Raw genomic sequence first — 24160 nt, 5'->3', positions numbered from 1 at the left:
ATCGCAGATACATCTTCCGCCCGCGACCGCGCCTGCCGTAGCGTGCAGGCGCTCGGGCAGAATTTAGGGATGGTGTCTGTCGATTGCTGGATGTTCACAGCTTCGCGCTACGAAGCCTGAGCGAGTTCAGGACCACCGATATGGAGGACGCACTCATCGCGAAGGCGGCGAACATCGGCCCAATCAGGATGCCGAAGAAAGGATACAGGACACCGGCCGCGACGGGCACGCCCGACGCGTTGTAGATCAGTGCGAAAAACAGATTTTGCCGAATATTGCGCATCGTAGCCCGGGCAAGCTTGCGGGCCCGGACGATCCCGTCGAGATTGCCTTTGACGAGCGTGATCCCCGCACTTTCGATCGCGACGTCCGCGCCGGTTCCCATCGCAATGCCGACATCGGCTTGGGCCAGCGCCGGAGCGTCATTGACCCCGTCGCCGGCCATCGCCACCTTTGCACCGCCTTCCTGCAATTCGCGGATGAGCCGCGCCTTGTCCTCGGGAAGCACGCCCGCGCGGATGTCGTCGATACCGAGCCGGGCGGCAACCGCCTGCGCAGTCCGTTCATTGTCGCCCGTCGCCATGATGATTGTAAGGCCGAGCTTGTGGAGGTCCGCGATGGCCGCTGGAGTGGTTTCCTTGACCGGGTCGGCAACGCTGATGAGGCCGGCAATTTTGCCCGCAACGATCACGAACATGACGGTTTCGCCTTCGTCGCGGCGCGCATTCGCCTTTTCGCTGAGCGCGGCACCTTCCAAACCAAGGTCTGTCAGGAGCGCGAGGTTGCCAAGCGCGACGCGTTTACCGGAGACCGTGCCCATGACGCCTTTGCCGGTTACGGCCTCGAACTCGCTGGCGGTTTCCATCGCGACGCCGCGTTCTTCGGCGCCGCGGACGATCGCTTCTGCGAGCGGGTGCTCAGAGCCGCGTTCGAGCGACGCCGCCAGGCTCAGCACCTCGATTTCATCGTGACCCTCCTCGGGCATGACCGCGACGAGCCGTGGGCGCCCCTCGGTCAGCGTACCCGTCTTGTCGACGATCAGCGTGTCGATTTTCTCGAACCGCTCGAGCGCTTCGGCATTCTTGATCAAAACGCCCGCTTGAGCCCCTCTTCCTGTCGCGGTCATGATCGACATCGGCGTCGCCAGACCGAGAGCGCAGGGGCAGGCGATGATCAGTACCGCAACTGCAGCAATGAGGGCATAGGCAAGCGCTGGTGCGGGGCCCCAGATCGCCCAGGCGATGAAGGCGAGCACGGCTATGCCGATAACCGCGGGGACGAACATGCCGGCCACCTTGTCGGCGTACTTCTGGATCGGCGCGCGCGAGCGCTGTGCGGCCGCAACCATTTCCACGATCTGCGCGAGCATGGTGTCTGATCCGACACGTTTCGCTTCGATCACCAGGCTGCCTGTTCCGTTGATCGTTGCCCCGGTCACGGCGTCGCCCTCGACCTTTTCGACCGGGACTGGTTCACCGGTGATCATGCTTTCGTCGATCGACGAGCGGCCTTTGAGCACTACACCGTCAACGGGCACCTTGTCGCCTGGGCGGACCCGCAATTGGTCGCCAACAGCCACGTGCTCAAGGGGGATTTCTTCTTCAGTGCCGTCTGCCCTGATGACGCGCGCGGTTTTGGCTGCAAGATCAAGGAGAGCGCGAATGGCCTTACCGGTGCCTTCACGCGCGCGCAGCTCCATGACTTGGCCGAGGAGCACAAGCGTGACGATTACGGCCGCAGCTTCGAAATAGACGCCGACATGCCCCTCCGGATCGCGAAAGCCGTCGGGGAAGATGTCCGGTGCCAGGACGGCGACGACACTGAATATCCATGCGGCGAGAACGCCCATGCCGATGAGCGAGAACATGTTGAGGTTCCAGGTGCGGAACGAATTCCAGCCTCGTTCGAGAAATGGCCATCCGCTCCACAACACGACCGGGGTGCCGAGCACCAGTTCAATCCACAAGGTGGTCCGCTCGCCGAATATTTCGCGCACGCCCGGCCAGCCCACATAGGGGCCCATCGTGAGAACAAGCAGCGGCAAGGTGAGGATGGCGCCGACCCAGAAACGCCTCGTGAAGTCGACGAGCTCCGGGTTCGGTCCGTCATCGACCATGGCCGCGGATTCGAGTTCGAGTCCCATGCCGCAGATCGGGCACGACCCCATCTTCGGCTGCCGGACCTGCGGGTGCATGGGGCACGTATAAACCGGTCCGTCATAACCAGCGGGAACGAGATCGTAGCGCCCATCATCGCCAGCAACGGCCTCGCCGTGGCCGCTATGGCTGCAATTAGAATGGTCCATCATAGTCTCCCTGGATCTGGCCAAAGGTGTGCCAACGTTCCGCCGACAAGGCCGAACCGAGCTGACAGGCGGCGTGCGCCACTGAAAGTGACAGCGTGAAACGGGGAACGAGGTCAACCCGACCTGCCGATTTATGGCAGAGGATCATTTCAAGCCTGCCGCGCATGCTGTTTCCCGCGCTGTGACAGGTGAGCGTGCGCTTCGCGCACATCCAACTCTCGTGTGCTGTTGCCGGCGCGGAGCATGAAGCGTGCCACACCATTGTCGAGAAAATAGATCGGCTCGAAGCTCTTTTCAGCGATGACCCGGCAAATGGTTCGGCCATCGAGATCATGAAAATAGCAATGAACCAAGGCGCAGGCATTACCGCCCAGGCCTGATCGTATCGCGTCCATCAGCACGCGCTCGAACCCGTCCCTATTGGGGTGTTTGAGAGTCTTCAGATCCGCTTCGATTCCCAAGATCTGTCCGTTATCGTCGATGCCGATGAGCAGCGTACCGCCATCATTGTTGAGAAATCCGGCAATCGTCCTGACCACGACCTGCTGAAGGCTGCGATTTGCGCGCTGCTGGCGCGTATCCCAGCGCAGCGATGATTTGAATTCCAGCTGCGCACCCTCGCCGCGAGCGATAAGCAGCGGCAACTCTTCGGCCAGTTGGTGCTCCAAAGTGCGGATTGTCTGGCGATCGGCCATCAGCCGCAGATGATAAAGACCAAAAGCCAGGCCGATTGCGCCGCCGATCACCGCGAAAACCAGGCTCATGGGCAGCATTTCGATTTCAAATGCCGCGCCCAGTCGATCGACCGCCAGGCCCAACTGCTCAGCAAATGGCACGCTCGCCGCTCCTGCCCCTCCGGACCCGTAAACGAGCGCCGTGAGCGGATGAAGGATTAAGACGCCCAGCACTGCCCCGATAACCGTATGCAGGGCCGGATCGCTTTTCTTGCTGAAAGACGAACCGGAAGAGGGAAAGCTGTACTTTGTCATGAGCTATACGGCCTGTGCGAAGTTCGCGGCAGGAGATAAAATCACACCGCCGGTTCTTCACCCGATCCTTTTCCTGAAATAGCGGACGAGCGGGACCCCGAGGATCGCAATATACCAGCCATAAAGGAAGCTGCCGATAGCCCCGGCGAAGAAGCCTGGCCAAGACAACCAATCGAAGCCCGGCAACAACGGTGCCCATGCTTCGTGCATATGGAAGGTCTCAGGGGCAATGAGGCCGAAGGCCACGCAGAGCAGATAGGAAATTAGGAGGAAGAAGCTGAGAGCCCAGCCCCAGGCAAGTATCGAGCCTTTCGTCGTCGAACCGGTCATCTTTGTCTCCGTCGTATACTATAGGGGGGTATAGTGTATTGCGAACTGCTTTGCAACTGTGTCAAAAGCAGTCAGGAATGAACTCGGCGTCTGGAGAGAACGGCATGAGCGATGATCAAAACCCCAAGTTCCGTGATGTCTTGACCCGAATGCGCAAGATCGAGGGGCAGGCGCGAGGAATATCGAGAATGATGGAAGAAGAGCGCTATTGCGTCGATATCCTGCAGCAGATCCTCGCGCTCGAAGCCGCCGCGCGCGCCGCCAGGACCAAAGTACTCGACATCCATACCAAGCACTGCATCGAACAGGCGCTCGCCTCGAACAACAAGACCGATCAATCAGAGAAAGTCGCAGAGCTTCTCGCTCTTATCGAACGCATGGCTCGTTAGGCGTCTGGCCCCGGATGGGGTTGTCGGCACCAGACGCCAAGATCAAGTCAGTCGTGCTTGTGTTCGGTCTGCGGCTTTTCAGCCTCGGCGGCCTTCTTCTCGCCATGGCCGGACTGGCCATGTTCCATTTTAGAATGGTCCATCTTGGAGTGGTCCATCATCTGGCATGACATTTTTCCGTCCTTATCCTTCATCATCATGCCCTGCATCTTCTTTCCGTCGTGCATCATCTCGCACATTTTGGGCTTTTCAGAAGGGGCCTCCTGAGCAAGGACCGGGCTTGCCGAGAAAGCAAGCGCGCCAGCGACGGTGAGGATCATTTTCATCATTATTCTCCAAAAGTTGGGGGCGTTTTCTTGCCCGTTCAGGGGTAACTTGCGAAAACCGTACGGCCGCCGGGCCCAAAGGCGATGACGTCATAGGGTTGCACACGGTTCTCGTATTCCATGCCAGGTGAGCCCAGCGGCATGCCGGGAACGGCAAGTCCGGAAACGCCTGCCGGGCGCTCGCGCAGCAATTTTGAGATTGCTTCTGCCGGGACGTGACCTTCGATGACATATCCCTCGATCACCATCGTATGGCACGACCACAGATCGGAAGGTACGCCCTTGTCGGCTTTCACCGAACCCATGTCAGTGGTGTCGACAGTCGCAACCTCGGCGTCCATGCCGTTCTCGAAATGGTTGGCCCATTTGAGGCAGCAGCCGCAGCCGGGATCGCGATACATCGTGTAGGTGGCCGCCTGGGCAACGTTCGAACAGGCGGCAATTACCAGGAGGGCTGTTGCGGCGAACGAGTTGCGAAAGCGCTTTCGCGCAAACGTGCGGGTCATGTATGGGGACCTTTCTTGTAGCCGTGCCAGAGCGATATCGCTCCGGTGGCGGTCGGGAAGACGTGAAGCCTTTCGGCGTCGGTGAAAATTTCGGCAAGCTGCCGCTCCAGGATACCGTCGGCATTGGGCTGCGTGTCTTCGACACCGTCGAGCTGCTGCACCGTGGCGCGGAAAAGCTTGCGCATAAGGGCGGAGTCCTGAGCCATATAGTCGGCAATCAGCACCATGCCTCCGGGCTGGAGCAGATCGTGCATCTGCTCCAGGATTGCCCGCTTTTCACCCAGCGGAACCTGATGAAAGACGAGGCTGCTGACGATCTTGTTCGGCTGCCATCGCGCGGTCAGGTCGAGGGTATCGAGAAAGCCATTGTGCCAACGGATCAGATCCGCCCCGGCGCCAAACTTGCGACGCGCGATGGCCAGTGCTGCCGGATCGGGCTCAACGCCGGCGAGACCCGCCTGCGGACAGCTGATCATGAGATCGCGAAGCAAGGTGCCGGTTCCGCACCCAACATCGATAAGATGATCGCCGGGCGCAAGATTGGCGGCGCGGACAACCGCGCGCCGCCATGTCCGCTCACGCGTAAACAAGGCGTTGGTGAGGTCATAGACCGGGGTCAGCCAGGCTTTGGCAAGGGCTGGCGTGAAGGCTCGGTCGCCTTGAGGAGCGGCTACCCGTCCCACCTACATGATGCCCATATGATTGGGCCCGTGCACCATCTCCCCGCCGAAATAGCCTTGTACGATGAGCGCCGCAGCGATCAGCGCCAGAAGCAGGCGCAGCGCGCCTCTCCCCTTTCCGCGCGCAGCAACCCACCAGGCGAGGAGGCTCAATATGGCAATCGTCGTGCCGTTCCAGCGGTGAATGGCGAGATTTTCCGACCGGTCCAGCAGTCGCCATCCACCCGCAAACCATCCGAGCAAAGCCGCAACGACCGCCCCGATCGCGCCGCCGGCTACGAGAAACCGGATCGTCGTCTCAAGCCCCAAGGTCGGGCGCACCATCAAGGCGAGTTCGGCGAGTGCGGCGACGAGGAGAAGCGCAATCGGGAAATGCGCCGCGACCGGATGAAGGCGCGACAGAAGGTCCTCTGCCGAGGTCAGGCGGTTTTCCGTGATTTTCTGCTGCATCATGTCTTCAGGCGACATGGACTGCTGCGCGTTCGGCCTGTCCATCTCTTCCCCGGGCGGCGCAAGCTCGCCGGCATGGGCGTCGTCCGGCATGGCCATACCCTCCTCCATCGCCAGCATTTCAGCGTCGGACATATTGTCCTGATGCCCTTCATGCGCGTGCAAGGGTGCCGAAAGCAGAAAGGCTGCGAAGAGGGCGGCGAGGCCAAGGCGGGTGAATATGCTCATATGCCTTGATACGCGCGAGAATATCATACCCCTCAAATATTTTTTTGAGGGCTTCGGCGGGCTGTGGCGTAAAGGAGTTACAATAGTTAGAGGTTGCCTATGTCAGATTATCCTTCCCTCGATGCTTCGCTCAAACAGCTGGCCGCGCATGATATTGTGCATGACCCGTCAGACTTCATGGATGGTGTCTGGCAGCGCGCCGGACAGCTTGGCGAGGTTGCCGATCGCCGCCGGCGTGCCGCGCTCTTTTGCAGCCTGTTCGTCATCGGCCTTGGAGCAGGCTTCGGCACGACCATCATGCCCTACAATCAGGGCTCAACTGCGAGTTCCGCCTATAATGATTTTGCGTCGAACGAGCACCTTTCTCCCGCCGCTCTCCTGCATGTCGGGAGCTAGACTTTGACGAACGGACGCCTCCTGCTTGCCGTTCTTCTTGCCGGGCTCGCGGGATGTTTGGGGGCGATCGCGGCTGATCGCTGGCTCAGCCACGAAGACAATGGCAGCCTGCACCAGTTCGTGCACGAGGAACTGGTTTTGACCGAAGACCAGAACGCGCGCCTCGAGACCCTGGAAGCCCGCTTCGCCGTCGAGCGTGCTGAACTTGAGTCATCGCTGCGCGCGGCAAATGCGAGGCTCGCTCGGGCGATGGCCGACGAGCACGAATATGGCCCCGAAGTGAGCGCGGCGATTGACGATGTGCATGGACGGATGGGCGAATTGCAGAAAGCCACGGTCCAACACGTCTTCGACATGCGCGAGACACTCGAGCCCGAGCAGCAGCGCCTGTTCGATCGGAAGGTCTCCGAGGCGCTCACCAGCAATTCGCGTAATTAGGCTTCCGTGACGCAGGCGCAAAGCCGGTCCGAGACCGCCCTGGTCGAAGATGCCCGCAGGGGCAGCAAGGCAGCATATGGGACGCTGGTCGAACCCCATATAGCGCGGCTTATTGCTTTGGCGACACGCATGCTTGCGTCTCCGCATCAGGCCGAAGACGCTGTTCAGGACGGGCTTGCTTCGGTCTGGGTCGCCCGGCACCGCCTCGACCCGGACCGTCCTGTTGGCCCTTTTTTGACAACAGTCGTGCTCAACAAATGCCGCGACAGGCTGCGCAAACGCAAAACGGCGCGCTTTTTCGGATTGGGCGCGGAATCTGAAACACTGGCGATTGTTGACGACAGCCCCGATCCGCAAGAGATCGCGATGCAGCGCCAGGAATTGCGAATGCTCCTGGAGCAAATCGAGCGTCTTCCGATCCGTCTTCGCGAAGCGCTCATATTGGTCAGTATCGACGGACGCAGCCAGGCGGAAGCCGCCGAACTTCTCGGCGTGTCGGAAAAGGCAATCGAGACCCGCATCTATCGTGCCCGGCAAAAATTGCGCGACCGCCTGGAAAATTTTTGAGGGGTAGAACCGGGCCCTTCGTAGTTGAGGGTGTATCGTTCATACAGGAGCTTTCGATGGTCGCGATCAATCGCCGTAAATTTCTGGGGTCTAGCGCAAGCGGGGTCGGAATGCTTGGCCTTGCCGGTGCAATGCCCGCGTGGGCACGCGGAGGTCTCGATGGCACGATCGCGCGCCGCGGGAGCGACGTTCTGTCCGGCGAACATCTTACAATGAGCGTCGCCGACACGACCTTCACCACTGGCTCGCGCCGCGGGCCGGGTGTTGCCGTGAATGGCACGATCCCAGGTCCCTTGGTGCGCCTCAAGGAAGGCCAGAACCTGACGGTCGACCTCCTCAATCGGAGTTCGCATGGCACTTCCATTCACTGGCACGGATTGCTCGTACCCTTCCTTATGGACGGTGTACCCGGGGTGAGCATGGCGGCTGTTGAGCCGGGCGATACCTATCGTTACCAGTTTCCCATCCGCCAGTCGGGCACCTATTGGTGGCACGCGCATACGCTGCAGGAGCCGCTTGGCCATTACGGCCCCCTGATCGTCGACCCGATCGAGCCCGAACCATATGAATACGACCGCGACTATGTTGTCATGCTGTCCGACTGGTCGACCATGAGTCCCTATTCGATCATGAAGAAACTCAAGGTCGCCGAGGGCTACTTCAACTATGGCAAAACCACCTGGACCGACGACTACGACATGAGCGGCGAAGAGCGCCGAATGTGGGCGCGCATGCGGATGATGCCGACCGACATCTCCGACGTGAGCGGCGCGACCTACACCTTCCTCATCAATGGTCACGGGCCGGAAGACGATCTCGAATACCTTTTCCAGCCGGGAGAGAGGGTCCGCCTGCGCTTTATCAACGGCGCCGCGATGACCTATTTCAATATCCGCATCCCTGGCCTGCCGATGACCGTGGTTCAGGCCGATGGCCAAAACGTACAGCCGGTCGAGACCGACGAGTTCCAGATCGGTGTTGCTGAAACCTACGACGTGATCGTCGAGCCGCGCGGCGAGGCCTATTCGCTCGTCGCCGAGGCGATTGATCGCTCGGGCATGGGCGTGGCGACACTTGCCAGTCGCCCCGGCGCCCGGACCAGCGTCCCGCCTCTGCGCAAACCGCCGCTTCTCACCATGACCGATATGGGCATGGCCGGGCACGGCGATAGCGCAGGCGCTGCTGGAGAGGGGCATGCGGGGCACGGTGCAGCTTCGGCCGGTGCCGCGGCGGGCATGGATCAAGGCGCGGCCAGCATGACCGGAATGGATCATGGTTCCAGCGGCGACGCAGAAATGGCTGGCATGGCGGGGATGGCCGGAATGTCGGGCATGAACATGCGCGACACATCACTGCTTCCACCCAATGTGAAAGTTGGTCCAGGGATCGACTCGGTTGCCATGAACCCTATCGACCGGATGGATTTTCCTGGCCTCGGGCTCGACGATGTGAGCCACCGCGTGCTCAACTACAACCAGCTCGTCGCCGCAAAGCCCAATACCGACAACCGGCGTCCGAGCCGGCTCAAGACGATCCATCTTACCGGCAACATGGAGCGGTATATGTGGTCGTTCGATGGGAAGAAGTTCGACGAGATCACCGAGCCGATTCAATTTGCTTATAACGAGCGCGTGCGCGTCAAGCTGATCAACAACACCATGATGGCGCATCCGATCCATTTGCACGGACACTTCTTCGAACTCGTGAACGGGGCTCCGGCCGACCGTCAGCCGCTCAAACATACGCTGACGGTCCAGCCAGGCGGCAGCGCGCAATTTGACCTCACCGCCAATGAACGGGGCGACTGGGCCTTTCACTGTCACCTCTTTTACCACATGCATAACGGAATGTTTCAGGTGGTGACTGTCCGACCGCTCGAGGGAGGAGAAGGCTAATGAAGCGCGCGACCATGATGATCGCCCTCCCCCTGCTGGCACTTCCGAGCGCAGTCTGGGCACAGCAGCATGATCACGGCACGCAGGCTGCCGAACCGCAGAGCCAGGCCGGGCAAGCTGCTCAAGACGACGAGGCTGCGAGCGAGGCGCACGATCACCATGCGCCGGATCAACCTCAGATGGATCACTCCCGGACGCAGCATCCTCAGGAGGAGGTTGAGAACCCGGAGGTTATGGATCATTCGAACATGGATCATGGGGCAGCCCAGCATGGCGCGATGCCCATGACCGGCAAGGAGGATGAGGGCGGCATGTCGCAAATGGATCATTCCGCGATGGGCCATGGAGCATCCGCCGACCATATGGCGATCCCGGAAGGCCCTCCCCCGCCTGAAGCGCTACAGGGCCCCGCCTTTGCCGCCGATGCCTTTGTCGGCGCAGAGGAAATGGCTGCGTCTCGGGCGGCCGTCACCAAGGAAGTGAGCGGAACGCCGGTATTCTGGTTTCAGGGTGACCGGCTCGAATACCGCCTGCGCGAGGGCGACGACGGCTATTTGTGGGACGTCCAGGGTTATTATGGCGGTGACTACAACAAGTTCTGGTTCAAATCCGAAGGCGAAGGCAGCTTCGGCGAGACCATTGAAAGCGCCGAAGTGCAGGCGCTTTGGAGCCGTGCCATTGCGCCTTTCTTCGATTTTCAGGCGGGCGTGCGTCAGGATTTTACTGGGCCTGAACGCACCCATGCGGTTGTGGGCATCCAAGGGCTCGTTCCCTATGAGTTCGAGGTCGATGCAGCAGCATTTCTGTCGAACAAGGGCGATCTTACCGCACGAATTGAAGGTGAAATCGATCAGTTCATCACACAGCGTCTGATCGTGCAGCCGCGCGCCGAAATCGCGCTGTCAGCACAGGACATTCCCGAACTCGGGATCGGCTCGGGGATCGATACGATCGAGGTCGGCATTCGCCTGCGCTACGAATTCGCGCGCGAATTCGCGCCCTATATCGGCATCGACCAGGAATGGAAGATCGGCAACAGCCGCGATTTCGCAAGGGCCGACGGCGAGGACCCCAGCGTAACGAACTACGTCGTCGGCGTGAGGTTCTGGTTTTAGGTCAAGGGAGAAGAAACTGACATGATGAACACTTTATTGCGAGTGCCGGTAGTTGCGCTAGCTATTGCTGCGGCGCCAGTGCCGGCTGCGGCGCAGGACATGGACCATTCCGGACATGGGACACATCATTCCGACAAGACAGGTTCGGCCAGCGAAGATGTGTCGGGCGCTGAAGATATTCTCGAGGCTTATCGCGCCGCATTGGTGTCGCGCGATGCCGAAGGCATGTCGGCCCTGTTCGCGGAAGCCTCCGCGATCTTCGAGAACGGCAAGTCCGAGGGGAGTTTCGCCAATTACATGGAGCACCATCTCGGACCCGAGCTCGATGCGATCACGAGCTTTACTTTCACCGACCCGACGCTGACGATGACCCGTAAGGGCCATATGGCCTATGGCTACGAAACCTACGGCTACCGGATCGAGCTCGAGGACGGGCGCGTGATCGAGCGTGACGGGGTCGCGACCTCGGTCCTTTCGCACGATGAATCGGGCTGGAAGATCGTGCAGTACCACTCCTCCTCGCGCGCGCCGCGGCGGCCCTGACCCGCTACGGAGCGGCGAGACAGTTGGCCTCGCGGTCCCTCAAACTGCGCTTGCATGTCTTTAGCAGCAAGCTCCACAAGTGGTTGGCGCTCCTGATCGGGGCGCAAGTTCTGCTGTGGATGGGCACCGGTGCCTTGATGTCCTTTCTCGATCTGGAGGAGGTACGCTCGGAGCATATCGTGTCCCGCGCTGCGCAAATATTGCCTGCCGGGGCCGAGTTACCCGAATGGCTGGAAAGGCAAGATGATGTGGTTTCGGTTGCCACACGTGCTCTCGACGGCAAGGTGGTGACCGAAGTGCGGCGAGCGGATGGCGGCGTCACGCTGCATGATCCGCATAGCGGACGCTTGTTGTCCCCCATTTCGGCCGCGACAGCGCGCGCGATCGCTCGCCGCGCCTGGATAGGCCCGGAGACTTCGGTCGCCGGCGCGCGGCTTGTCGAACGCGACGTCGGGACCGAATTCAGGGGCCCCTTCCCGGCCTGGCAGATCACCTATGACGATCGCGACGCGACGCGCGTCTATATCGACGCCTCGAGCGGAACGGTCCTGTCAGCGCGAAGCGATACCTGGCGGCTCTTCGATTTCATCTGGGGCCTTCACATCATGGACTGGACACAGCGCGACCGCATCAACAGCTGGTGGCTTCTCCTGTTTGGTATCGCAGGTACGTTCATTGCCCTTTCGGGATTTGTTCTGCTGGCCAACAGGCTACCAAGGATCGGATGGCTTAGGGGGAAACGAAAGTCCGGTTCCTGACTCGCCGACACGGGTCGGATCATCCTGTTCAAGACGCCTCTCTCCTACGCGAGGTTCGCCTGGCCGGCACCATTGATGGATCTCTCGTGGCGATCGGATGCAGCATACCCCCCAGGGAATAAGGGCGATTTATTCCCCAAAAGGTATATTGCCATTTTATACCCTTGGCGGTATAGTGGAGCGTGGAGGTATGCTATGCGCCAGATCGTCAGGCTTCCCAGTCAACTCGGAGCCGTGATCCAGACCCATCGCCTCGGCAAGGGCCTGACCCAAACCGAGCTCGCCAGACTCGCCGGGACGCAGCAGAAAACCATCTCGGCAATAGAGAACGGAAGCGAAGGAACAAAGCTCGACACGCTCATCAGTGTCATCGCAGTCCTCGGCCTCGATCTTCAGATCGTGCCGCGTCAGCAGGACGGCGCCTCAATTGAGGACGTCTTCTAAATGGCGCGCAAAAAGACCCATGCGCCCCTCGATGTACTTATCAACGGCAGGCAGGTCGGCCGCCTCGAAAAGGCGGCGAGCGGTGCAATCAGTTTCCGGTATTCCGAAGAGTGGCTGGCCTGGGAGCACCGCTTCGCAGCGTCGCTCTCGCTGCCTCTGACCCCGGCGGCCTATCGTGGCGCTCCGGTCATCGCCGTGTTCGACAATCTTCTCCCGGACAGGGATGCAGTACGCCGCCGCGTAGCCGAGCGCATGGGCGCTCAGGGCACCGACTTCTACAGCCTACTCGAAGCCATCGGACGCGACTGCGTCGGTGCCATGCAGTTCCTGCCCGAAGGCGCAGATCAGGCGCAGAGTACCGACATCGAAAGCGAACCGGTCAGCGACACCGAAGTCGAGGCCCTTCTCGCCGATCTCGCACGGGCTCCACTTGGCGTCGATCGGAAACAGGAATTCAGGATCTCGGTTGCCGGCGCGCAGGAGAAGACGGCCCTGCTTCGAATCGATGGGAAATGGCACCGACCGGCCGGTGTGACCCCGACAACTCACATCCTGAAGCCGCAACTTGGACAGATACCCATCGCCGACGGGATGATCGACATGTCGAACAGCGTCGACAACGAGCACTATTGCATGACGCTGATGAAGGCGTTCGGCCTGTCGGTCGCAGCGACAGAGATCGCGACCGTCGGCCAGCGCCGAGTTCTCGTCGTCGAACGGTTCGACAGGCACTGGCGCAACGCCAAGCAAATCCTGCGTCTGCCGCAAGAGGACTGCTGCCAAGCACTCGGCTATCCGCCCACGCACAAATATCAGAGCGATGGCGGCCCGAACATGAAGGATATCTTCGGCCTGTTGCGCGGTGCTGACGATCCGCAAGCCGACGCAGCCGCCTTTTTCAAGAGCCAGATCCTCTTCTGGCTCATTGGTGCAACGGACTGGCACGCCAAGAATTTCAGTATCTTCCTGAAGCCCGGCGGACGCTACAGCCTGACCCCCTTCTACGATGTGCTCTCGGCCCAACCGGCCGTCGACTCCGACCAGATTGCGCAGAACAGGTTCCGGCTCGCGATGTCCGCAGGCACCAACCGTCACTACCGGCTGAACGAGGTGACCGGTCGGCATTTTGTCCAGTCGGGCAAGTCAGCGGGGCTTGGCAAAGGCCTCATGCGTGCAGCCATCAACGAACTGATGGACCGCGCACGTGATGCGCCGACGGTAGCGCGCGAAGCGATGCCGGTGGACTTCGCCGAACCTGTTCATGACTGCATAGCTGCGGCCCTGGCGACGCGTTTGCCCAGGCTTTCGAGCGCGCTTGAGGAGTTTTAGCTTTAGCATCCGCCAACGAAGTCATCGCCCGCCCTTTGCTGCAGCCCATCGCCACCTGATTTTTTCACGAAGAGCATCCCTTATGCGCGCCCGTCCCTCGCTCCTTTCGCTTTCGGCTGAACGTCACTCGATGACTTTATGGTCGTCAGCCATACGCCCGCGGTTGCAATTGCTGTGCCCATGATGATCAGGGGTGTAAGCCTTTCACCGAAGAAGGCAGCGCCGATCGTTAAACCGAAAACGGGCACCAGGAAGCTGAATACATTAGCCTTCGAGAGTTCGATTTTGCCGAGCGTATATTGCCACAGCCAGAATGCGAGGGCTGTACCTGGGATCGCCAACCCAAGCAGGCTCGCGATGAAAACCGGCGACCAGTCGATTTGGCCCTGATCTTCGGTAAGCAAAGCCAGAAACGCGAGCGGGACAGCGCCGATGAGGAGTTGAAGGCCCATGGCGATCGCTGCGTCGGCGCGCCCCGAGAGCTTCTTGATGGCGATGTTGCCCACGGCAACGCCGAAGGCCGCAAGCAGCACATATGCAAAGCCGGTTGAGAGCGCCAGCGGACCTTGGAGAATTCGCGGGCCAGCAATGATGAGGATTCCCGCAAAGCCGAGCCATAACCCGATCCAGCCCTTGGAAGACAGGCGCTCACGGAGAAAAAGAAAGGCAAGGCCTGCCGCGATGAGGGGTTGGCTGTTGGCGATGACGGTTGCAAGGCCGGGCGAAACGAACTCCGCAGCATGGAACATCCCGTAGTAACCCAGCCCCGTCATGCCGAGACCGGCAAGAATGATCCATCCCCAGATGCTTCCATCGCGCGGAAAGGGCTTTCTTAGAATGATACCGACCGCCAGTAACGTGGTGCCTGCAAGAACCGCGCGCAGCACGGCGAAGGTGAGATGGGGCGCGCTATCGAGACCGACCGTTATGAGCGGATAGCAGGACGCCCAAAGAAGCATCACAAAGATTGCGGAAAGACGCGCTGGCATAGTAGGTTAAGCGATAGCCTTCCATCCCGGTGCCCACAATGGTGGGATGCGCAGGTCCAGCGACGGGATACTCCTGCGCCTTGGCTACCACCTGATTGCTCGCCCCTTCGGACTAGCGATGCTTCTGTTACTTCGCGCTTTTTTGCCATCCTATGCAGCTACCGCTGCGTACGGTGTGCTGGGTCAAGCCCATTCTCAAGTGCGCGTTAGTGACCAGGAAATTTGCCTGAAAGAATCCCGCCGAAAATTGTTGAATTTCAAGTGGGATAGGCGGCGGCGCGCGACAACCGAGCGCCGCATCTTATAGAGAGCTTTTGTTCCGGATTGGCCCTGGATTTTGCTCATTGTTCCGGAATGGGGACCAAATAGCATTCACGAGCATGCAATCAACTCGGTCCGTGGTTGAGCAATTTCTCCGCGACCTCACCCACACGCGACGAACGAAATTCCCGCGCCTTTCGCGCCGCGAAATCTTGCGATAAGGGTCTGCAGAGGGGACCCGCGCGATGGCACTGAAGATTGTTGAGTTTTTTGGATTTCCACCACTCTCGCCACTTGCGTCAGGATACATTTCCGGAAAGCAATGCCCCTACACGGTTAGCCCCTGCATTAAGCCAAACCACGGCGCCTGCTCCGTTCGGCAGACGACAAGTGAACCAATAATCTGCTGTCCAAATCGTCTGTATGCGGAGAACTATCGCGTGCTTCGTGAAGTAGCCGCCGAAGTCTTCGGCCAGCAGATCGAACTCATTACCGCCGCTGAAGGAAGGGCAAGAAAAGGATCGGAGTCGCTGACCGGTTCTGAGGTCATTGCCTTTGGAAAAGGATGGGGAGGCGAACTCCCCCTTCCTCGCCCTAAACGAGCCGATGGGGCGAAGAGTGGCGCATATTACGTTGACTGGATATTGGCCCGCATCGATGCCGATGGCGAGCTCCAAGAATTTACCGCCGTGGAGGTTCAAACGATAGACACGACGGGCAATTATAGGGATCAATCAGACGCCTATTTCGCTGGAGAGACCTTCGATGGCTGGAGTAAGTCTGGCATGAATTGGGAGAATGTGAACAAGCGCATTCTTCCTCAGCTGATCTACAAGGGACATGTCCTGCGTCGAGAGGCGCGGTGCTCCAAAGGCCTGTTTTTCGTCTGCCCGGAGCAGGTCTATCAAAAGATCAGAGACAGATTGGGCAATAACCTGCACGAGTATCCAGTAGGTCCAGGTACCCTTTCTTTCAGGTCCTACCAACTTGGCGATGTAGATCCCTCAACGATGCAACGACCATTGGTGAGAACGGCGGTGCAAAATTAGACCACGGTAGCGGCGGCGAAGTGCTGCTGCGGGCGGCGTAAAAGTCGTCCACTTTTTCCCTTTTCGCGATGCTGGCGAGGAGGGATGAGGGATTTACACCGTGGAACTTTACCTGAAGGTTCGTCTTGCCTGCGCGGGCGGCATGAGCGCCCGGGCGGCAGCGAAGCATTTCAACATATCGCGCGACACGGTCCGCAAGATGCTGTCGTATTCCGAGCCGCCCGGTTACCGTCGCAGCGCCCCGGTGCGGCGACCGAAGCTGGAAGCGTTCATACCGATCATCGACGGCTGGCTGGATGGGGACCGGTCGGTCCCGCGCAAGCAGCGCCATACGGCGAAGCGTGTGTTCGATCGCCTTCGCGAAGAGCATGGCTTCACCGGAGGCTACACGATCATCAAGGATTACATCCGGGATCGGGATCAGCGCAGCCGGGAGATGTTCGTGCCGCTGGCACACGCACCCGGCCATGGGCAGGCAGATTTTGGAGAAGCTCTGGTCGAGATCGGCGGGGTGGAGCAGAAGGCGCACTTCTTCGTGCTCGATCTGCCGCACAGCGACGCCTGCTACGTACGCGCCTATCCGGCTGCCGTTGCCGAGGCCTGGATGGACGGCCATGTCCACGCCTTTGCGTTCTTCGGCGCGGTGCCGCTGTCGATCGTCTACGACAACGACCGCTGCCTGGTCTCGAAGATCCTGCCTGACGGGACGCGGCTGCGCGCGAGGCTGTTCAGCGCCTTCCTGTCGCACTACCTGATCCGTGATCGTTACGGCCGCCCCGGCAAGGGTAACGATAAGGGCGGCGTTGAAGGCCTTGTCGGCTATTGCCGGCGCAACTTCATGGTGCCGATCCCCCGGTTCCCGACATGGGAGGCGTTCAACCTGTGGCTCGAGGAGCAATGCCGCAAACGGCAGAACGACCGGCTGCGGGGCGAGAGTGAGACGATTGGCGAGAGGCTGCGGCGCGATCTGGCGGCGATGCAGGAACTGCCGGCTTCCCCCTTCGAGGCCTGTGACCAGACCAGCGGCCAGGTCTCATCGCAGGCGCTGGTGCGTTACCGGACCAACGATTACTCGGTGCCGGTGCGCTTCGGCCACCAGGAGGTGTGGATCAGGGGCTATGTCGACGAGGTGGTGATCGGTTGCCGGGGCGAGATCATTGCCCGCCATGTGCGCAGCTACGAGCGCGAGGATGTGATCTTCGATCCGATCCATTACCTTCCCCTGATCGAACAGAAGATCAATGCCCTCGATCAGGCCGCACCATTGCAGGGCTGGGACCTGCCCGAGGTATTTACAACGCTGCGCCGGCTGATGGAGACGCGCATGGGCAAGCATGGCCGGCGCGAATATGTGCAGGTACTGCGCCTGCTGGAGAGCTTCGCTCTGGCCGATCTGCATGGCGCGGTGAAGCAGGCCCTTGATATGGGCGCGATCGGCTTCGATGCGGTGAAGCATCTCCTGTTATGCCGGGTGGAGCGCCGCCCGCCCCGACTGGACATGGCGATCTATCCCTACCTGCCCAGGGCCAGAGTGGAGACAACATCGGCGCGCTCGTACATGCGGCTGTTGACCGGCGGAGCAGCGGCATGAGCAGCCAAGCTCCCGAACTGCTGCTCGCCAGCCACCTCAAGACGCTCAAGCTGCCAACCTTCCTGCGCGAGCATGACAAGCTGGCCCGGCAATGCGCAGCAGAGGGCGTAGATCATGTCCGCTACCTTGCTCGGCTTGTCGAACTGGAACTGATCGACCGGGAACGCCGGATGGTCGAGCGCCGGATCAAGGCCGCGCGGTTCCCGGCCGCCAAGAGCCTCGACAGCTTCGACTTTGCCGCCATTCCGAAGCTCAACAAGATGCAGGTGCTCGAACTGGCGCGTTGTGACTGGATTACCCGTCGCGAGAACGTCATCGCCCTTGGCCCGTCGGGGACCGGCAAGACCCATGTCGCGATCGGTCTTGGCCTGGCGGCCTGCCAGAAGGGCCTGACGGTCGGGTTCATCACTGCTTCCGCGCTGGTCAGCGAGATGATGGAGGCACGCGACGAACGCCGCCTACTGCGCTTACACAAGCAGATGACCGGCTATAAGCTTCTCATCATCGATGAGCTGGGGTTCGTGCCCCTCTCCAAAACCGGCGCGGAACTGCTGTTCGAGCTGATCTCACAGCGCTACGAACGCGGCTCGACGCTGATCACCAGCAACCTGCCGTTCGACGAATGGACCGAGACGTTCGGTTCCGAGCGCCTGACAGGCGCGCTCCTCGACCGGCTCACCCACCACGTCAGCATCCTCGAGATGAACGGCGAGAGCTATCGCCTGGCCCAGAGCCAGGCACGCAAAGCACGTCCCAACCCCTGACAGAAACGGCAATCCGGGTGTTGGCGACCCCCGCTCGGGCTACGCCCTCCCGGCGCTCGCCAACACCCGGATCAAGTGGCCTGGTTTTGCTCCGCCCAATGGACGACTTTTACGCCGCCGTTGACATGACCCGCTGGATCTCCGTCTGAGACGCAAATCCAGTGAATTCCAAGGGCGTCAGCCAAACGAATATACGGTTCAATACCGAGCTCGGTAAACTTGAAGCAACCTACGCCGGCGGCGAAGAGATCAATACCTGCAACACGTGCTGCCTCCTGGATAATGACCTCATCGGTTTCACCCTCCACCAACAGCCACACCCGTGCAAAAAGTATGGAGCCACGGAGACGTCGAATCTGATGGTCCAAGCGACTCAATGTGGGCTCATCGATCATGCCGTCCTCAATCTTGAAGACGTCGATCTCATTTCCGACCCGTCGCAGACGCCGCAAGCTTTTCAATGGAACGGAAGCAAGCAAGTCTCCGGAATGGGTAGTGATGATTTTTTGCCCTCCCAACCGGGAGATCAGCTGACCGACCGCACGCACCGCCGATGGGTGCAGATGCGCTTCCGGCTCCTCTAGGGTCAAGATGGGGACAGCGTCCTCGCCATACTCACCAACCAGGCGAGCATCGAGAAATGCATCGAAAAGACAAATTACAGCCAAGCTCTGAGTTCCCTCACCGTGCTGCGCGAGGGGAAGGCGCGCACCTGATACCCCTGAGAGCAAAACTTGAGTTCTCGCGAGTATGTCAAATACTCGGCTGGGTAACGCATCGATGCTGACAGGATCGTCAGCTCCGCCAAGAGGCACCAACTGAGCAGATTGCCCAAGCCGTGCCTTTACGGCATCAAAGCCAGTATGTGCATCGAGAACCCTCTGATTGAGTTGTGCAATTTCAGCTTCAATCTCTTCCCTTATATCGGGATCAATCTTTAGCGATTTGACGAAGGGTCCCCAAAAAGCCCCGTTTGATCGAAACTCGCGAGCCGCATCTCTGAGCGCCGCAAGATAAAAAGCAGGGACAATCTGCTGAATGCGCCGCAGGGCGGAGGCATTAGCTGGCAGGGGATCGCCGTTCGGGTTTAGGAAATCAAATGCTGAGACGAACGAACCGATTGCCTCGTCGTACCGGCCACTAAGGCGCAATGTAACAATTTGGAGACCGTCGCCTCCGATACCCACCACTGGTCCAAGTTGCTGAACCATCGCGTCAGACCAATCATCAGGTTCAGTTTCCTTGAAAGTCAGCTCGATCTTAATCGGCGCCGCGTCTGTCGGTTGGCCATCTTGGTCCAAATGAAAATCATATTCCGAGAAAGCAGCTGACCGGCGCCCCACGGCCCTGCCTAGGACCATTTGTATAGCTGCCAGAACTGTCGACTTGCCGGTGTTATTCGAACCAAAAACGACCGTCGTCTGATCGAAATCGATTTCGAGCGCCGTGATGCCGCGAAAATTATCAATTTTAAGCTTTGAAATAATCATTGGATCTTACTGCAAAAGTCAGAAGCCAGAGACCTTAGGCCCCTGGCTCCTTTTGGCAATCTTATGAGATCGAACTGAGGCGGGTGGCTAAGCCGCGACCCGAAGCCGACGCTTGGCAGCCTGCCCCAAGATACTTTTCTTAATTTCTTCGCCCAACGCGCGCCCAAGAAGTGGGGGCACTGCATTCCCAACTTGGACGAACTGCTCAGTTCTACTTCCTTCGAACTCGAACCAGTCAGGGAACGACTGAAATCGGGCGGCCTCGCGCACGGTCAAAGAACGATCATCGTCTGGGTGGATATATGCTCCCCAGTGGATGTCACACTTTGTGAGGATTGTCGAAGACAACCCATGCCATTCCAGCCGTCCGTATCGCTTGGTGTGATCGCAGCGCCGTGCCTTCTTCATGCCTGCTGGTAGCAACTCTATTGGAATGTCTCGCCAGCTCCCTCCCGGCGGAATATGACGCATCCGCTGCTCATTGACCTTCGCCAAGCGCGGGGCGGCATGATTGAGAACGCCAGGCGTCCCACGCCACATTTCAGTTTGGTAGCTTGACCTTGGTTCAGAGGCATAATGAGAATTGAGCCATGCCTCACCGTTCTTCAATCTTGGCAGATCGGAGATCGCATCGAAAACGGTTGTTAGCGGTTCCAACTCAGGGCCGTGCGTCACAGACGGGAAGTTGATAGGCTTTCCCATGCGATTGCCGATGAAGACGACGCGGCGTCTCTCCTGCGGCACACCATATTCCTCGGCTTTGAGAACTTTGAATGCAATGTCATAGCCAAGTGACTTGAAGCCCTCGGTGATTGCTCGCACTGCTGCACCCTGTCCGGTCGAGAGCAGCCCCATGACGTTTTCCATGATTACCCATTCGGGGGCCAACCCATCAACAAGGCGCAGGTATTCCTTGAACAGGAAGCTCCTCTCGTCGTGCATTCCTCGTTGATGGTTGTAGACACTGTAAGCCTGACACGGTGGGCCTCCGGCGAGCACGCTCAACTGACCGGGCTTCAATCGAGCCGCGCGCAAGAAGTCTTCCACGGTTAGGTTCTGAATCGGTCCTTTGAGGAAGCGTGCTTCCTTGTGCGTTCGAGCATAAGTCGCCCCGGCTGCTTCATCGAAATCGTTGCCAGCAAGCACATGGAAACCAGCTTGGCGGAGTCCTTCGGAAAGGCCCCCCGCACCACAAAACAAGTCGATCGCCGTGAGTTCAGAGGTCATTTCGCGCCTCCCGTCGTTCGGGCCAACGGAAGCTCACTTTGTGGGCCAGCGTGTTCTTCGAGATATTGAACGATCGCTTGCCGAGCCACCCAAGAGCAAGAGACTTGGAGTCGGTCAGCATATTGACGAAGCTCAGCATCCTCCTTGGGAGTCAGATTGACCGAAATTCTTTGAATCTTGTCAGCCATCGTAGCCCCTTTGTTCTCTTTACGTTCCAGCCCAGTACCGTCTTCGTGATAGCTTGGCAAGGTGGAGCGGAATACAGCATAGTGCTGCACTTTGCTGCGCTATCCACATATTCTAGCGCGCTAACACCTGTGCGTGTCCATAAGGGCGCCCACCGCATCCCCGATCTGCTGTGCCGCTTCGAGCAAATGCCTGTCGTCCAAGTGCGCATACCGGGCCGTGGTCTGAACATTGGCGTGCCCGAGGAGACGTCCGATCATCGGCAATGTCTCTTTGTTCATCGCCGCGTGACTCGCGAAGGTGTGGCGCAGGTCGTGGATGCGAACGCCGGGTAATCCTGCTTCGTCTCTGAGCCTGCGCCAGAATCCGTTCACACAGCGAAGTGGCTTGCGGTAGCTGTAATTCCAGAACGGGTATGGAACCCTCTCGAAGCGTGGCAGCCCGGCGATCACTTCGCGGGCTGCCGATCCGAGCCAGACCGTTCGTGGGCCGGTCTTGCTGTCGCGCAGGTGCAGGCGATTGCCCTTGATATCGCTCCATTCGAGCGTGAGGATTTCGCTCTTCCGACAGCCGGTCAGCAGCAGGAGCGTGATAGCCGCGCCCACACACTGCTTAGTGCGGTCGTCCGATGATCGCAGCTTCGCCAGCTCGGCACCCAGACGGGCTAGCACTACTTTGGCAGAAATCTGATTTTTGGGATTCCCAAGGTGGGATTCCAGTGATTCATAGGGAGCCAGCTTTTCGAAGGGGCTGGCGATGGATACGGATTGGCGTGGCGAACTGGACGAGTGGTTGGCACCGTTTGTAGCGGCGTTGCGACACAAGACGCGTGGCCGGATGTGTCCGGCGTATATCGCGGGACTGATCGGCCCGGGGGATCGCAAAAGCATACAGCCGATGGCCGCCCGGACAGATGATGTCAGCTACGATCGGCTGCATCATTTCATCGCCAGCGGCGTGTGGGACGAAGCACCGCTGGAGGCAGCTCTGCTCGCCGAGGCCGACCGGCAGGTAGGCGGCGAGAAGGCCTGGCTGATCATCGACGACACGGCGCTGCCCAAGAAGGGGCGCCATTCCGTCGGCGTGGCGCCGCAATATGCGTCGGCACTGGGCAAGAATGCCAACTGCCAGACGCTGGTGTCGGTGACGCTGGCATCTGGCGAAGTCCCCATCATGGTCGGCCTGCGCCTGTTCCTGCCCGAGAGCTGGACCGGAGACGTGGCCCGCCTGGAACGGACTGGAGTTCCTCTCGATTGCTGCCCCTACAGGACCAAGCCCGAGATCGCGCTCGCTGAGATCGATCGGGTCGGCGCTGCGGGTGTTCGTTTCGGCTGTGTCCTGGCGGATGCGGGCTATGGCATGTCCGCACCGTTCCGACAGGGGCTGAGTGAGCGCGGGCTTGCATGGGCGGTGGGCATACCTTTCAGACAGAAGGTCTACCCCGCCGATGTTGGGATGATCTTCCCGATCGCTGGAAGAGGTCGCCCTCGCAAGAACGCCATCCCCGACGCGAAATCGATATCCGCCAAGGCAATGCTGGAGATGGCAAGGTGGCGCAAGGTGAGTTGGCGGCGCGGTACCAAAGGGCCACTCTCGGCGCGGTTCGCTGCCGTTCGCGTGCGTGTCGCCGATGGTCCGCCCCAGCGCATCCGGGACATGGGTGCGCAACATCTGCCCGGCGAGGAGGTGTGGTTGGTCGGGGAGCATCGCTCGACTGGCGAGCGCAAATACTACCTCTCCAACCTGCCTGCCAGCACGCCAATCAGGCAGCTTGCCGGCGCCATCAAGGCCCGCTGGGTCTGTGAGCAGGGGCATCAGCAACTCAAGGAAGAACTCGGCCTCGATCACTTCGAGGGTAGATCATGGAAGGGGCTGCACCGACACGCGCTGATGTCCATGATCGCCCTGGCCTTCTTGCAGACCCAGCGCCTCAAGCAGGCCAAGGGGGAAAAAAAGGACTGCCGGTCCGCCTCCACAGCCGAGCTTACCAGCGATCAGACAGGCCATCATTGACCGCTTCTCCAAGCCACCGGATCGGCCATGCCCGCACTGCGGTCGCTGCATATCTGACCCGACACCAAAAAATCTGCCAAAGTAGTGCTAGGGCGTAGACTCATTAGCGGCGATCCATAGGCGTGTGCAGAAGAGCTTGATGGCAGCGAGGAAGTTATCGCTTCGTTTGTCGTATCTGGTGGCCAAGCCTCTGGCGTTTTTGAGTTTCCCGAAGAAACGCTCGACCAGATTACGGTAGCGATACAGGAAGCTGCTGAACGCGAAGCCTTTGCGACGATTGCGCTTGACTGGGATGTTGGCGAAGCCACCCTGCGCGGTGATCTGACTGCGAATGGCATCGCTGTCATAAGCCTTATCGGCGAGAAAGGTGGTGGCGTTCGGCACGGCGGCCAGCAGCCTCTCGGCCTCACGGCAATCGCTCGCCTGGCCTTCGGACAGATGCAGTTGGATCGGCAGGCCGCGACCATCAACCAGGGCATGGATCTTGGTTGTCAAACCGCCCCGGGAACGTCCCATGCAGCGATTTGGGTCCCCCTTTTTAGGGTCGCACCGTGCTGGTGGACCCGGATGGAAGAACTGTCGATCATGACCAACTCGCCGTCGAAGGCTTGGCTCACCGCTTCGAGAAGGCGGTCCCACACACCGGCTTTGCGCCAGCGCACGAAACGGTTGTAGCAGGTGGTATGTGGGCCATAGCGCTCGGGAATATCAGCCCAAGGACTGCCCGTGCGAAAGCGCCACAATATCCCGTCGATGACCCGCCGGTCATCCACACGCGGAACCCCGCGAGGCTTGTTCGGCAACAACGGCTCGATCACCAGCCACTCATCATCGGTCAGTTCAAATCTACGACGCGTCATCCAAAGCTCCTTCCCGAAGCCTTGAATCAACCGCGCCCGCGC

Annotated in this window: 27 protein-coding genes; 14 read left to right on the top strand and 13 right to left on the bottom strand. The window is 59.9% G+C overall.

The annotated features are described in order from the left end of the window. Positions 1-94 precede the first annotated feature (94 nt). The 3 genes from LOZ77_RS11195 to LOZ77_RS11185 all read right to left on the bottom strand — a co-directional run bounded on the left by LOZ77_RS11195 (position 95) and on the right by LOZ77_RS11185 (position 3624). Positions 95-2308, bottom strand: coding sequence for a copper-translocating P-type ATPase (locus LOZ77_RS11195; protein ID WP_088712506.1), 2214 nt, complete (start codon positions 2306-2308; stop codon positions 95-97). Between the two features lie 146 nt (positions 2309-2454). Beyond that, the gene (locus LOZ77_RS11190) at positions 2455-3294 is read right to left on the bottom strand and encodes a helix-turn-helix domain-containing protein (protein WP_224199587.1); all 840 of its coding nucleotides are present in this window, start codon (positions 3292-3294) and stop codon (positions 2455-2457) included. 57 nt (positions 3295-3351) lie between these two features. Beyond that, positions 3352-3624, bottom strand: a complete 273-nt coding sequence (locus LOZ77_RS11185) for a hypothetical protein (protein ID WP_047822760.1) — start codon at positions 3622-3624, stop codon at positions 3352-3354. A gap of 104 nt (positions 3625-3728) precedes the next feature. Between LOZ77_RS11185 and LOZ77_RS11180 the strand changes: the two genes are divergently transcribed. Further along, positions 3729-4013 carry a metal-sensitive transcriptional regulator gene (locus tag LOZ77_RS11180; RefSeq protein WP_047824403.1) on the top strand — a complete coding sequence of 95 codons (285 nt, stop codon included), beginning with the start codon at positions 3729-3731 and terminating at the stop codon, positions 4011-4013. A 47-nt stretch (positions 4014-4060) separates the two neighbouring features. Here the strand turns inward: LOZ77_RS11180 and LOZ77_RS11175 are convergent, their stop codons facing one another. From LOZ77_RS11175 to LOZ77_RS11160, 4 genes are read right to left on the bottom strand one after another with little or no spacing between them, the layout of a single operon-like run. Beyond that, positions 4061-4342, bottom strand: coding sequence for a hypothetical protein (locus LOZ77_RS11175; protein ID WP_047822758.1), 282 nt, complete (start codon positions 4340-4342; stop codon positions 4061-4063). A gap of 35 nt (positions 4343-4377) precedes the next feature. Then, positions 4378-4845 carry a DUF411 domain-containing protein gene (locus tag LOZ77_RS11170; RefSeq protein ID WP_046904113.1) on the bottom strand — a complete coding sequence of 156 codons (468 nt, stop codon included), beginning with the start codon at positions 4843-4845 and terminating at the stop codon, positions 4378-4380. Next, complete coding sequence (locus LOZ77_RS11165; RefSeq protein WP_047822756.1) at positions 4842-5528, bottom strand: class I SAM-dependent methyltransferase; 687 nt, start codon at positions 5526-5528, stop codon at positions 4842-4844. Before LOZ77_RS11165 ends, LOZ77_RS11170 begins: the two co-directional genes overlap by 4 nt. Further along, positions 5529-6203: a DUF2231 domain-containing protein gene (locus LOZ77_RS11160; RefSeq protein WP_053059237.1), complete on the bottom strand. Its 675-nt coding sequence runs from the start codon at positions 6201-6203 to the stop codon at positions 5529-5531. 99 nt (positions 6204-6302) lie between these two features. On the opposite strand from LOZ77_RS11160, the gene LOZ77_RS11155 reads away from it, so the two are divergent. The 9 genes from LOZ77_RS11155 (at position 6303) to LOZ77_RS11115 (ending at position 13688) form a co-directional block, all read left to right on the top strand. Then, positions 6303-6599, top strand: coding sequence for a hypothetical protein (locus tag LOZ77_RS11155; protein WP_046904111.1), 297 nt, complete (start codon positions 6303-6305; stop codon positions 6597-6599). Positions 6600-6602: 3 nt separating this feature from the next. Then, complete coding sequence (locus LOZ77_RS11150; RefSeq protein ID WP_047822755.1) at positions 6603-7037, top strand: periplasmic heavy metal sensor; 435 nt, start codon at positions 6603-6605, stop codon at positions 7035-7037. A gap of 6 nt (positions 7038-7043) precedes the next feature. Continuing rightward, positions 7044-7604: an RNA polymerase sigma factor gene (locus LOZ77_RS11145; RefSeq protein ID WP_047822753.1), complete on the top strand. Its 561-nt coding sequence runs from the start codon at positions 7044-7046 to the stop codon at positions 7602-7604. Between the two features lie 56 nt (positions 7605-7660). Further along, complete coding sequence (locus LOZ77_RS11140) at positions 7661-9499, top strand: copper resistance system multicopper oxidase (RefSeq protein WP_230279194.1); 1839 nt, start codon at positions 7661-7663, stop codon at positions 9497-9499. Beyond that, a complete protein-coding gene (locus tag LOZ77_RS11135; RefSeq protein WP_046904107.1) occupies positions 9499-10614 on the top strand; it encodes a copper resistance protein B in 1116 nt (371 codons plus the stop codon). Before LOZ77_RS11140 ends, LOZ77_RS11135 begins: the two co-directional genes overlap by 1 nt. A 99-nt stretch (positions 10615-10713) precedes the next feature. Further along, the gene (locus LOZ77_RS11130; RefSeq protein WP_230279193.1) at positions 10714-11157 is read left to right on the top strand and encodes a nuclear transport factor 2 family protein; all 444 of its coding nucleotides are present in this window, start codon (positions 10714-10716) and stop codon (positions 11155-11157) included. A gap of 23 nt (positions 11158-11180) precedes the next feature. Further along, positions 11181-11915, top strand: coding sequence for a PepSY domain-containing protein (locus LOZ77_RS11125; protein WP_103022909.1), 735 nt, complete (start codon positions 11181-11183; stop codon positions 11913-11915). 195 nt (positions 11916-12110) lie between these two features. Then, positions 12111-12359 carry a helix-turn-helix domain-containing protein gene (locus tag LOZ77_RS11120; RefSeq protein ID WP_046904105.1) on the top strand — a complete coding sequence of 83 codons (249 nt, stop codon included), beginning with the start codon at positions 12111-12113 and terminating at the stop codon, positions 12357-12359. Further along, complete coding sequence (locus LOZ77_RS11115) at positions 12360-13688, top strand: type II toxin-antitoxin system HipA family toxin (protein WP_230279191.1); 1329 nt, start codon at positions 12360-12362, stop codon at positions 13686-13688. Positions 13689-13768: 80 nt separating this feature from the next. Here LOZ77_RS11115 and LOZ77_RS11110 read toward each other — a convergent pair whose 3' ends face one another. Further along, positions 13769-14677 carry a DMT family transporter gene (locus LOZ77_RS11110; RefSeq protein ID WP_047822741.1) on the bottom strand — a complete coding sequence of 303 codons (909 nt, stop codon included), beginning with the start codon at positions 14675-14677 and terminating at the stop codon, positions 13769-13771. A gap of 506 nt (positions 14678-15183) precedes the next feature. Here LOZ77_RS11110 and LOZ77_RS11105 point away from each other — a divergent pair. From LOZ77_RS11105 to istB, 3 genes are all read left to right on the top strand, one after another. Further along, complete coding sequence (locus LOZ77_RS11105) at positions 15184-15987, top strand: NotI family restriction endonuclease (RefSeq protein ID WP_230279190.1); 804 nt, start codon at positions 15184-15186, stop codon at positions 15985-15987. Positions 15988-16087: 100 nt separating this feature from the next. Continuing rightward, on the top strand, positions 16088-17578 hold the full coding sequence (gene istA / locus LOZ77_RS11100) for an IS21 family transposase (RefSeq protein ID WP_081261070.1): 1491 nt from the start codon (positions 16088-16090) through the stop codon (positions 17576-17578). Continuing rightward, positions 17575-18342 (top strand): IS21-like element helper ATPase IstB, encoded by a 768-nt coding sequence (istB, locus tag LOZ77_RS11095; RefSeq protein WP_048578302.1) that lies wholly within the window; start codon positions 17575-17577, stop codon positions 18340-18342. Before istA ends, istB begins: the two co-directional genes overlap by 4 nt. Before the next feature lie 71 nt (positions 18343-18413). On the opposite strand, the gene LOZ77_RS11090 is transcribed toward istB, so the two are convergent. From LOZ77_RS11090 to LOZ77_RS11075, 4 genes are all read right to left on the bottom strand, one after another. Continuing rightward, entirely contained in the window at positions 18414-19832 is a 1419-nt protein-coding gene (locus LOZ77_RS11090; RefSeq protein WP_230279189.1) for an ATP-dependent endonuclease, read from the bottom strand. 87 nt (positions 19833-19919) lie between these two features. After that, positions 19920-21059, bottom strand: a complete 1140-nt coding sequence (locus tag LOZ77_RS11085; RefSeq protein ID WP_230279188.1) for a DNA cytosine methyltransferase — start codon at positions 21057-21059, stop codon at positions 19920-19922. Continuing rightward, positions 21056-21247: a ribbon-helix-helix protein, CopG family gene (locus LOZ77_RS11080; RefSeq protein WP_146029798.1), complete on the bottom strand. Its 192-nt coding sequence runs from the start codon at positions 21245-21247 to the stop codon at positions 21056-21058. Before LOZ77_RS11080 ends, LOZ77_RS11085 begins: the two co-directional genes overlap by 4 nt. Before the next feature lie 120 nt (positions 21248-21367). Further along, complete coding sequence (locus tag LOZ77_RS11075) at positions 21368-21916, bottom strand: site-specific integrase (RefSeq protein WP_230279186.1); 549 nt, start codon at positions 21914-21916, stop codon at positions 21368-21370. An 85-nt stretch (positions 21917-22001) separates the two neighbouring features. Between LOZ77_RS11075 and LOZ77_RS11070 the strand changes: the two genes are divergently transcribed. Beyond that, on the top strand, positions 22002-23258 hold the full coding sequence (locus LOZ77_RS11070; protein ID WP_119592595.1) for an IS701 family transposase: 1257 nt from the start codon (positions 22002-22004) through the stop codon (positions 23256-23258). Positions 23259-23345: 87 nt separating this feature from the next. Here the strand turns inward: LOZ77_RS11070 and LOZ77_RS11065 are convergent. After that, a protein-coding gene (locus LOZ77_RS11065; protein WP_156170621.1) for an IS5 family transposase occupies positions 23346-24118 on the bottom strand; the annotation gives its coding sequence in 2 pieces (ribosomal slippage) (positions 23346-23800 and positions 23800-24118; 774 coding nt in all). Positions 24119-24160 lie beyond the last annotated feature (42 nt).

It is taken from the genome of Croceicoccus sp. Ery15 (assembly GCF_020985305.1).
In the GTDB taxonomy this organism is placed as follows: domain Bacteria; phylum Pseudomonadota; class Alphaproteobacteria; order Sphingomonadales; family Sphingomonadaceae; genus Croceicoccus.
The sequence above is the reverse complement of the archived record's forward strand: the minus strand, read 5'-3'. Positions and strand labels throughout refer to the sequence as shown.

Bases quoted from the DNA above. Each gene is read 5' to 3' on its own strand.
- LOZ77_RS11155 (WP_046904111.1), top strand. From the start codon at position 6,303: ATGTCAGATTATCCTTCCCTCGATGCTTCGCTCAAACAGCTGGCCGCG.
- LOZ77_RS11170 (WP_046904113.1), bottom strand. From the start codon at position 4,845: ATGACCCGCACGTTTGCGCGAAAGCGCTTTCGCAACTCGTTCGCCGCA.
- LOZ77_RS11090 (WP_230279189.1), bottom strand. From the start codon at position 19,832: ATGATTATTTCAAAGCTTAAAATTGATAATTTTCGCGGCATCACGGCG.
- LOZ77_RS11135 (WP_046904107.1), top strand. From the start codon at position 9,499: ATGAAGCGCGCGACCATGATGATCGCCCTCCCCCTGCTGGCACTTCCG.
- LOZ77_RS11190 (WP_224199587.1), bottom strand. From the start codon at position 3,294: ATGACAAAGTACAGCTTTCCCTCTTCCGGTTCGTCTTTCAGCAAGAAA.
- LOZ77_RS11175 (WP_047822758.1), bottom strand. From the start codon at position 4,342: ATGATGAAAATGATCCTCACCGTCGCTGGCGCGCTTGCTTTCTCGGCA.
- LOZ77_RS11160 (WP_053059237.1), bottom strand. From the start codon at position 6,203: ATGAGCATATTCACCCGCCTTGGCCTCGCCGCCCTCTTCGCAGCCTTT.
- LOZ77_RS11195 (WP_088712506.1), bottom strand. From the start codon at position 2,308: ATGATGGACCATTCTAATTGCAGCCATAGCGGCCACGGCGAGGCCGTT.
- LOZ77_RS11120 (WP_046904105.1), top strand. From the start codon at position 12,111: ATGCGCCAGATCGTCAGGCTTCCCAGTCAACTCGGAGCCGTGATCCAG.
- LOZ77_RS11105 (WP_230279190.1), top strand. From the start codon at position 15,184: ATGGCACTGAAGATTGTTGAGTTTTTTGGATTTCCACCACTCTCGCCA.
- LOZ77_RS11110 (WP_047822741.1), bottom strand. From the start codon at position 14,677: ATGCCAGCGCGTCTTTCCGCAATCTTTGTGATGCTTCTTTGGGCGTCC.
- LOZ77_RS11070 (WP_119592595.1), top strand. From the start codon at position 22,002: ATGGATACGGATTGGCGTGGCGAACTGGACGAGTGGTTGGCACCGTTT.
- LOZ77_RS11140 (WP_230279194.1), top strand. From the start codon at position 7,661: ATGGTCGCGATCAATCGCCGTAAATTTCTGGGGTCTAGCGCAAGCGGG.
- LOZ77_RS11115 (WP_230279191.1), top strand. From the start codon at position 12,360: ATGGCGCGCAAAAAGACCCATGCGCCCCTCGATGTACTTATCAACGGC.
- LOZ77_RS11185 (WP_047822760.1), bottom strand. From the start codon at position 3,624: ATGACCGGTTCGACGACGAAAGGCTCGATACTTGCCTGGGGCTGGGCT.
- LOZ77_RS11085 (WP_230279188.1), bottom strand. From the start codon at position 21,059: ATGACCTCTGAACTCACGGCGATCGACTTGTTTTGTGGTGCGGGGGGC.
- LOZ77_RS11080 (WP_146029798.1), bottom strand. From the start codon at position 21,247: ATGGCTGACAAGATTCAAAGAATTTCGGTCAATCTGACTCCCAAGGAG.
- istB (WP_048578302.1), top strand. From the start codon at position 17,575: ATGAGCAGCCAAGCTCCCGAACTGCTGCTCGCCAGCCACCTCAAGACG.
- LOZ77_RS11130 (WP_230279193.1), top strand. From the start codon at position 10,714: ATGGACCATTCCGGACATGGGACACATCATTCCGACAAGACAGGTTCG.
- LOZ77_RS11180 (WP_047824403.1), top strand. From the start codon at position 3,729: ATGAGCGATGATCAAAACCCCAAGTTCCGTGATGTCTTGACCCGAATG.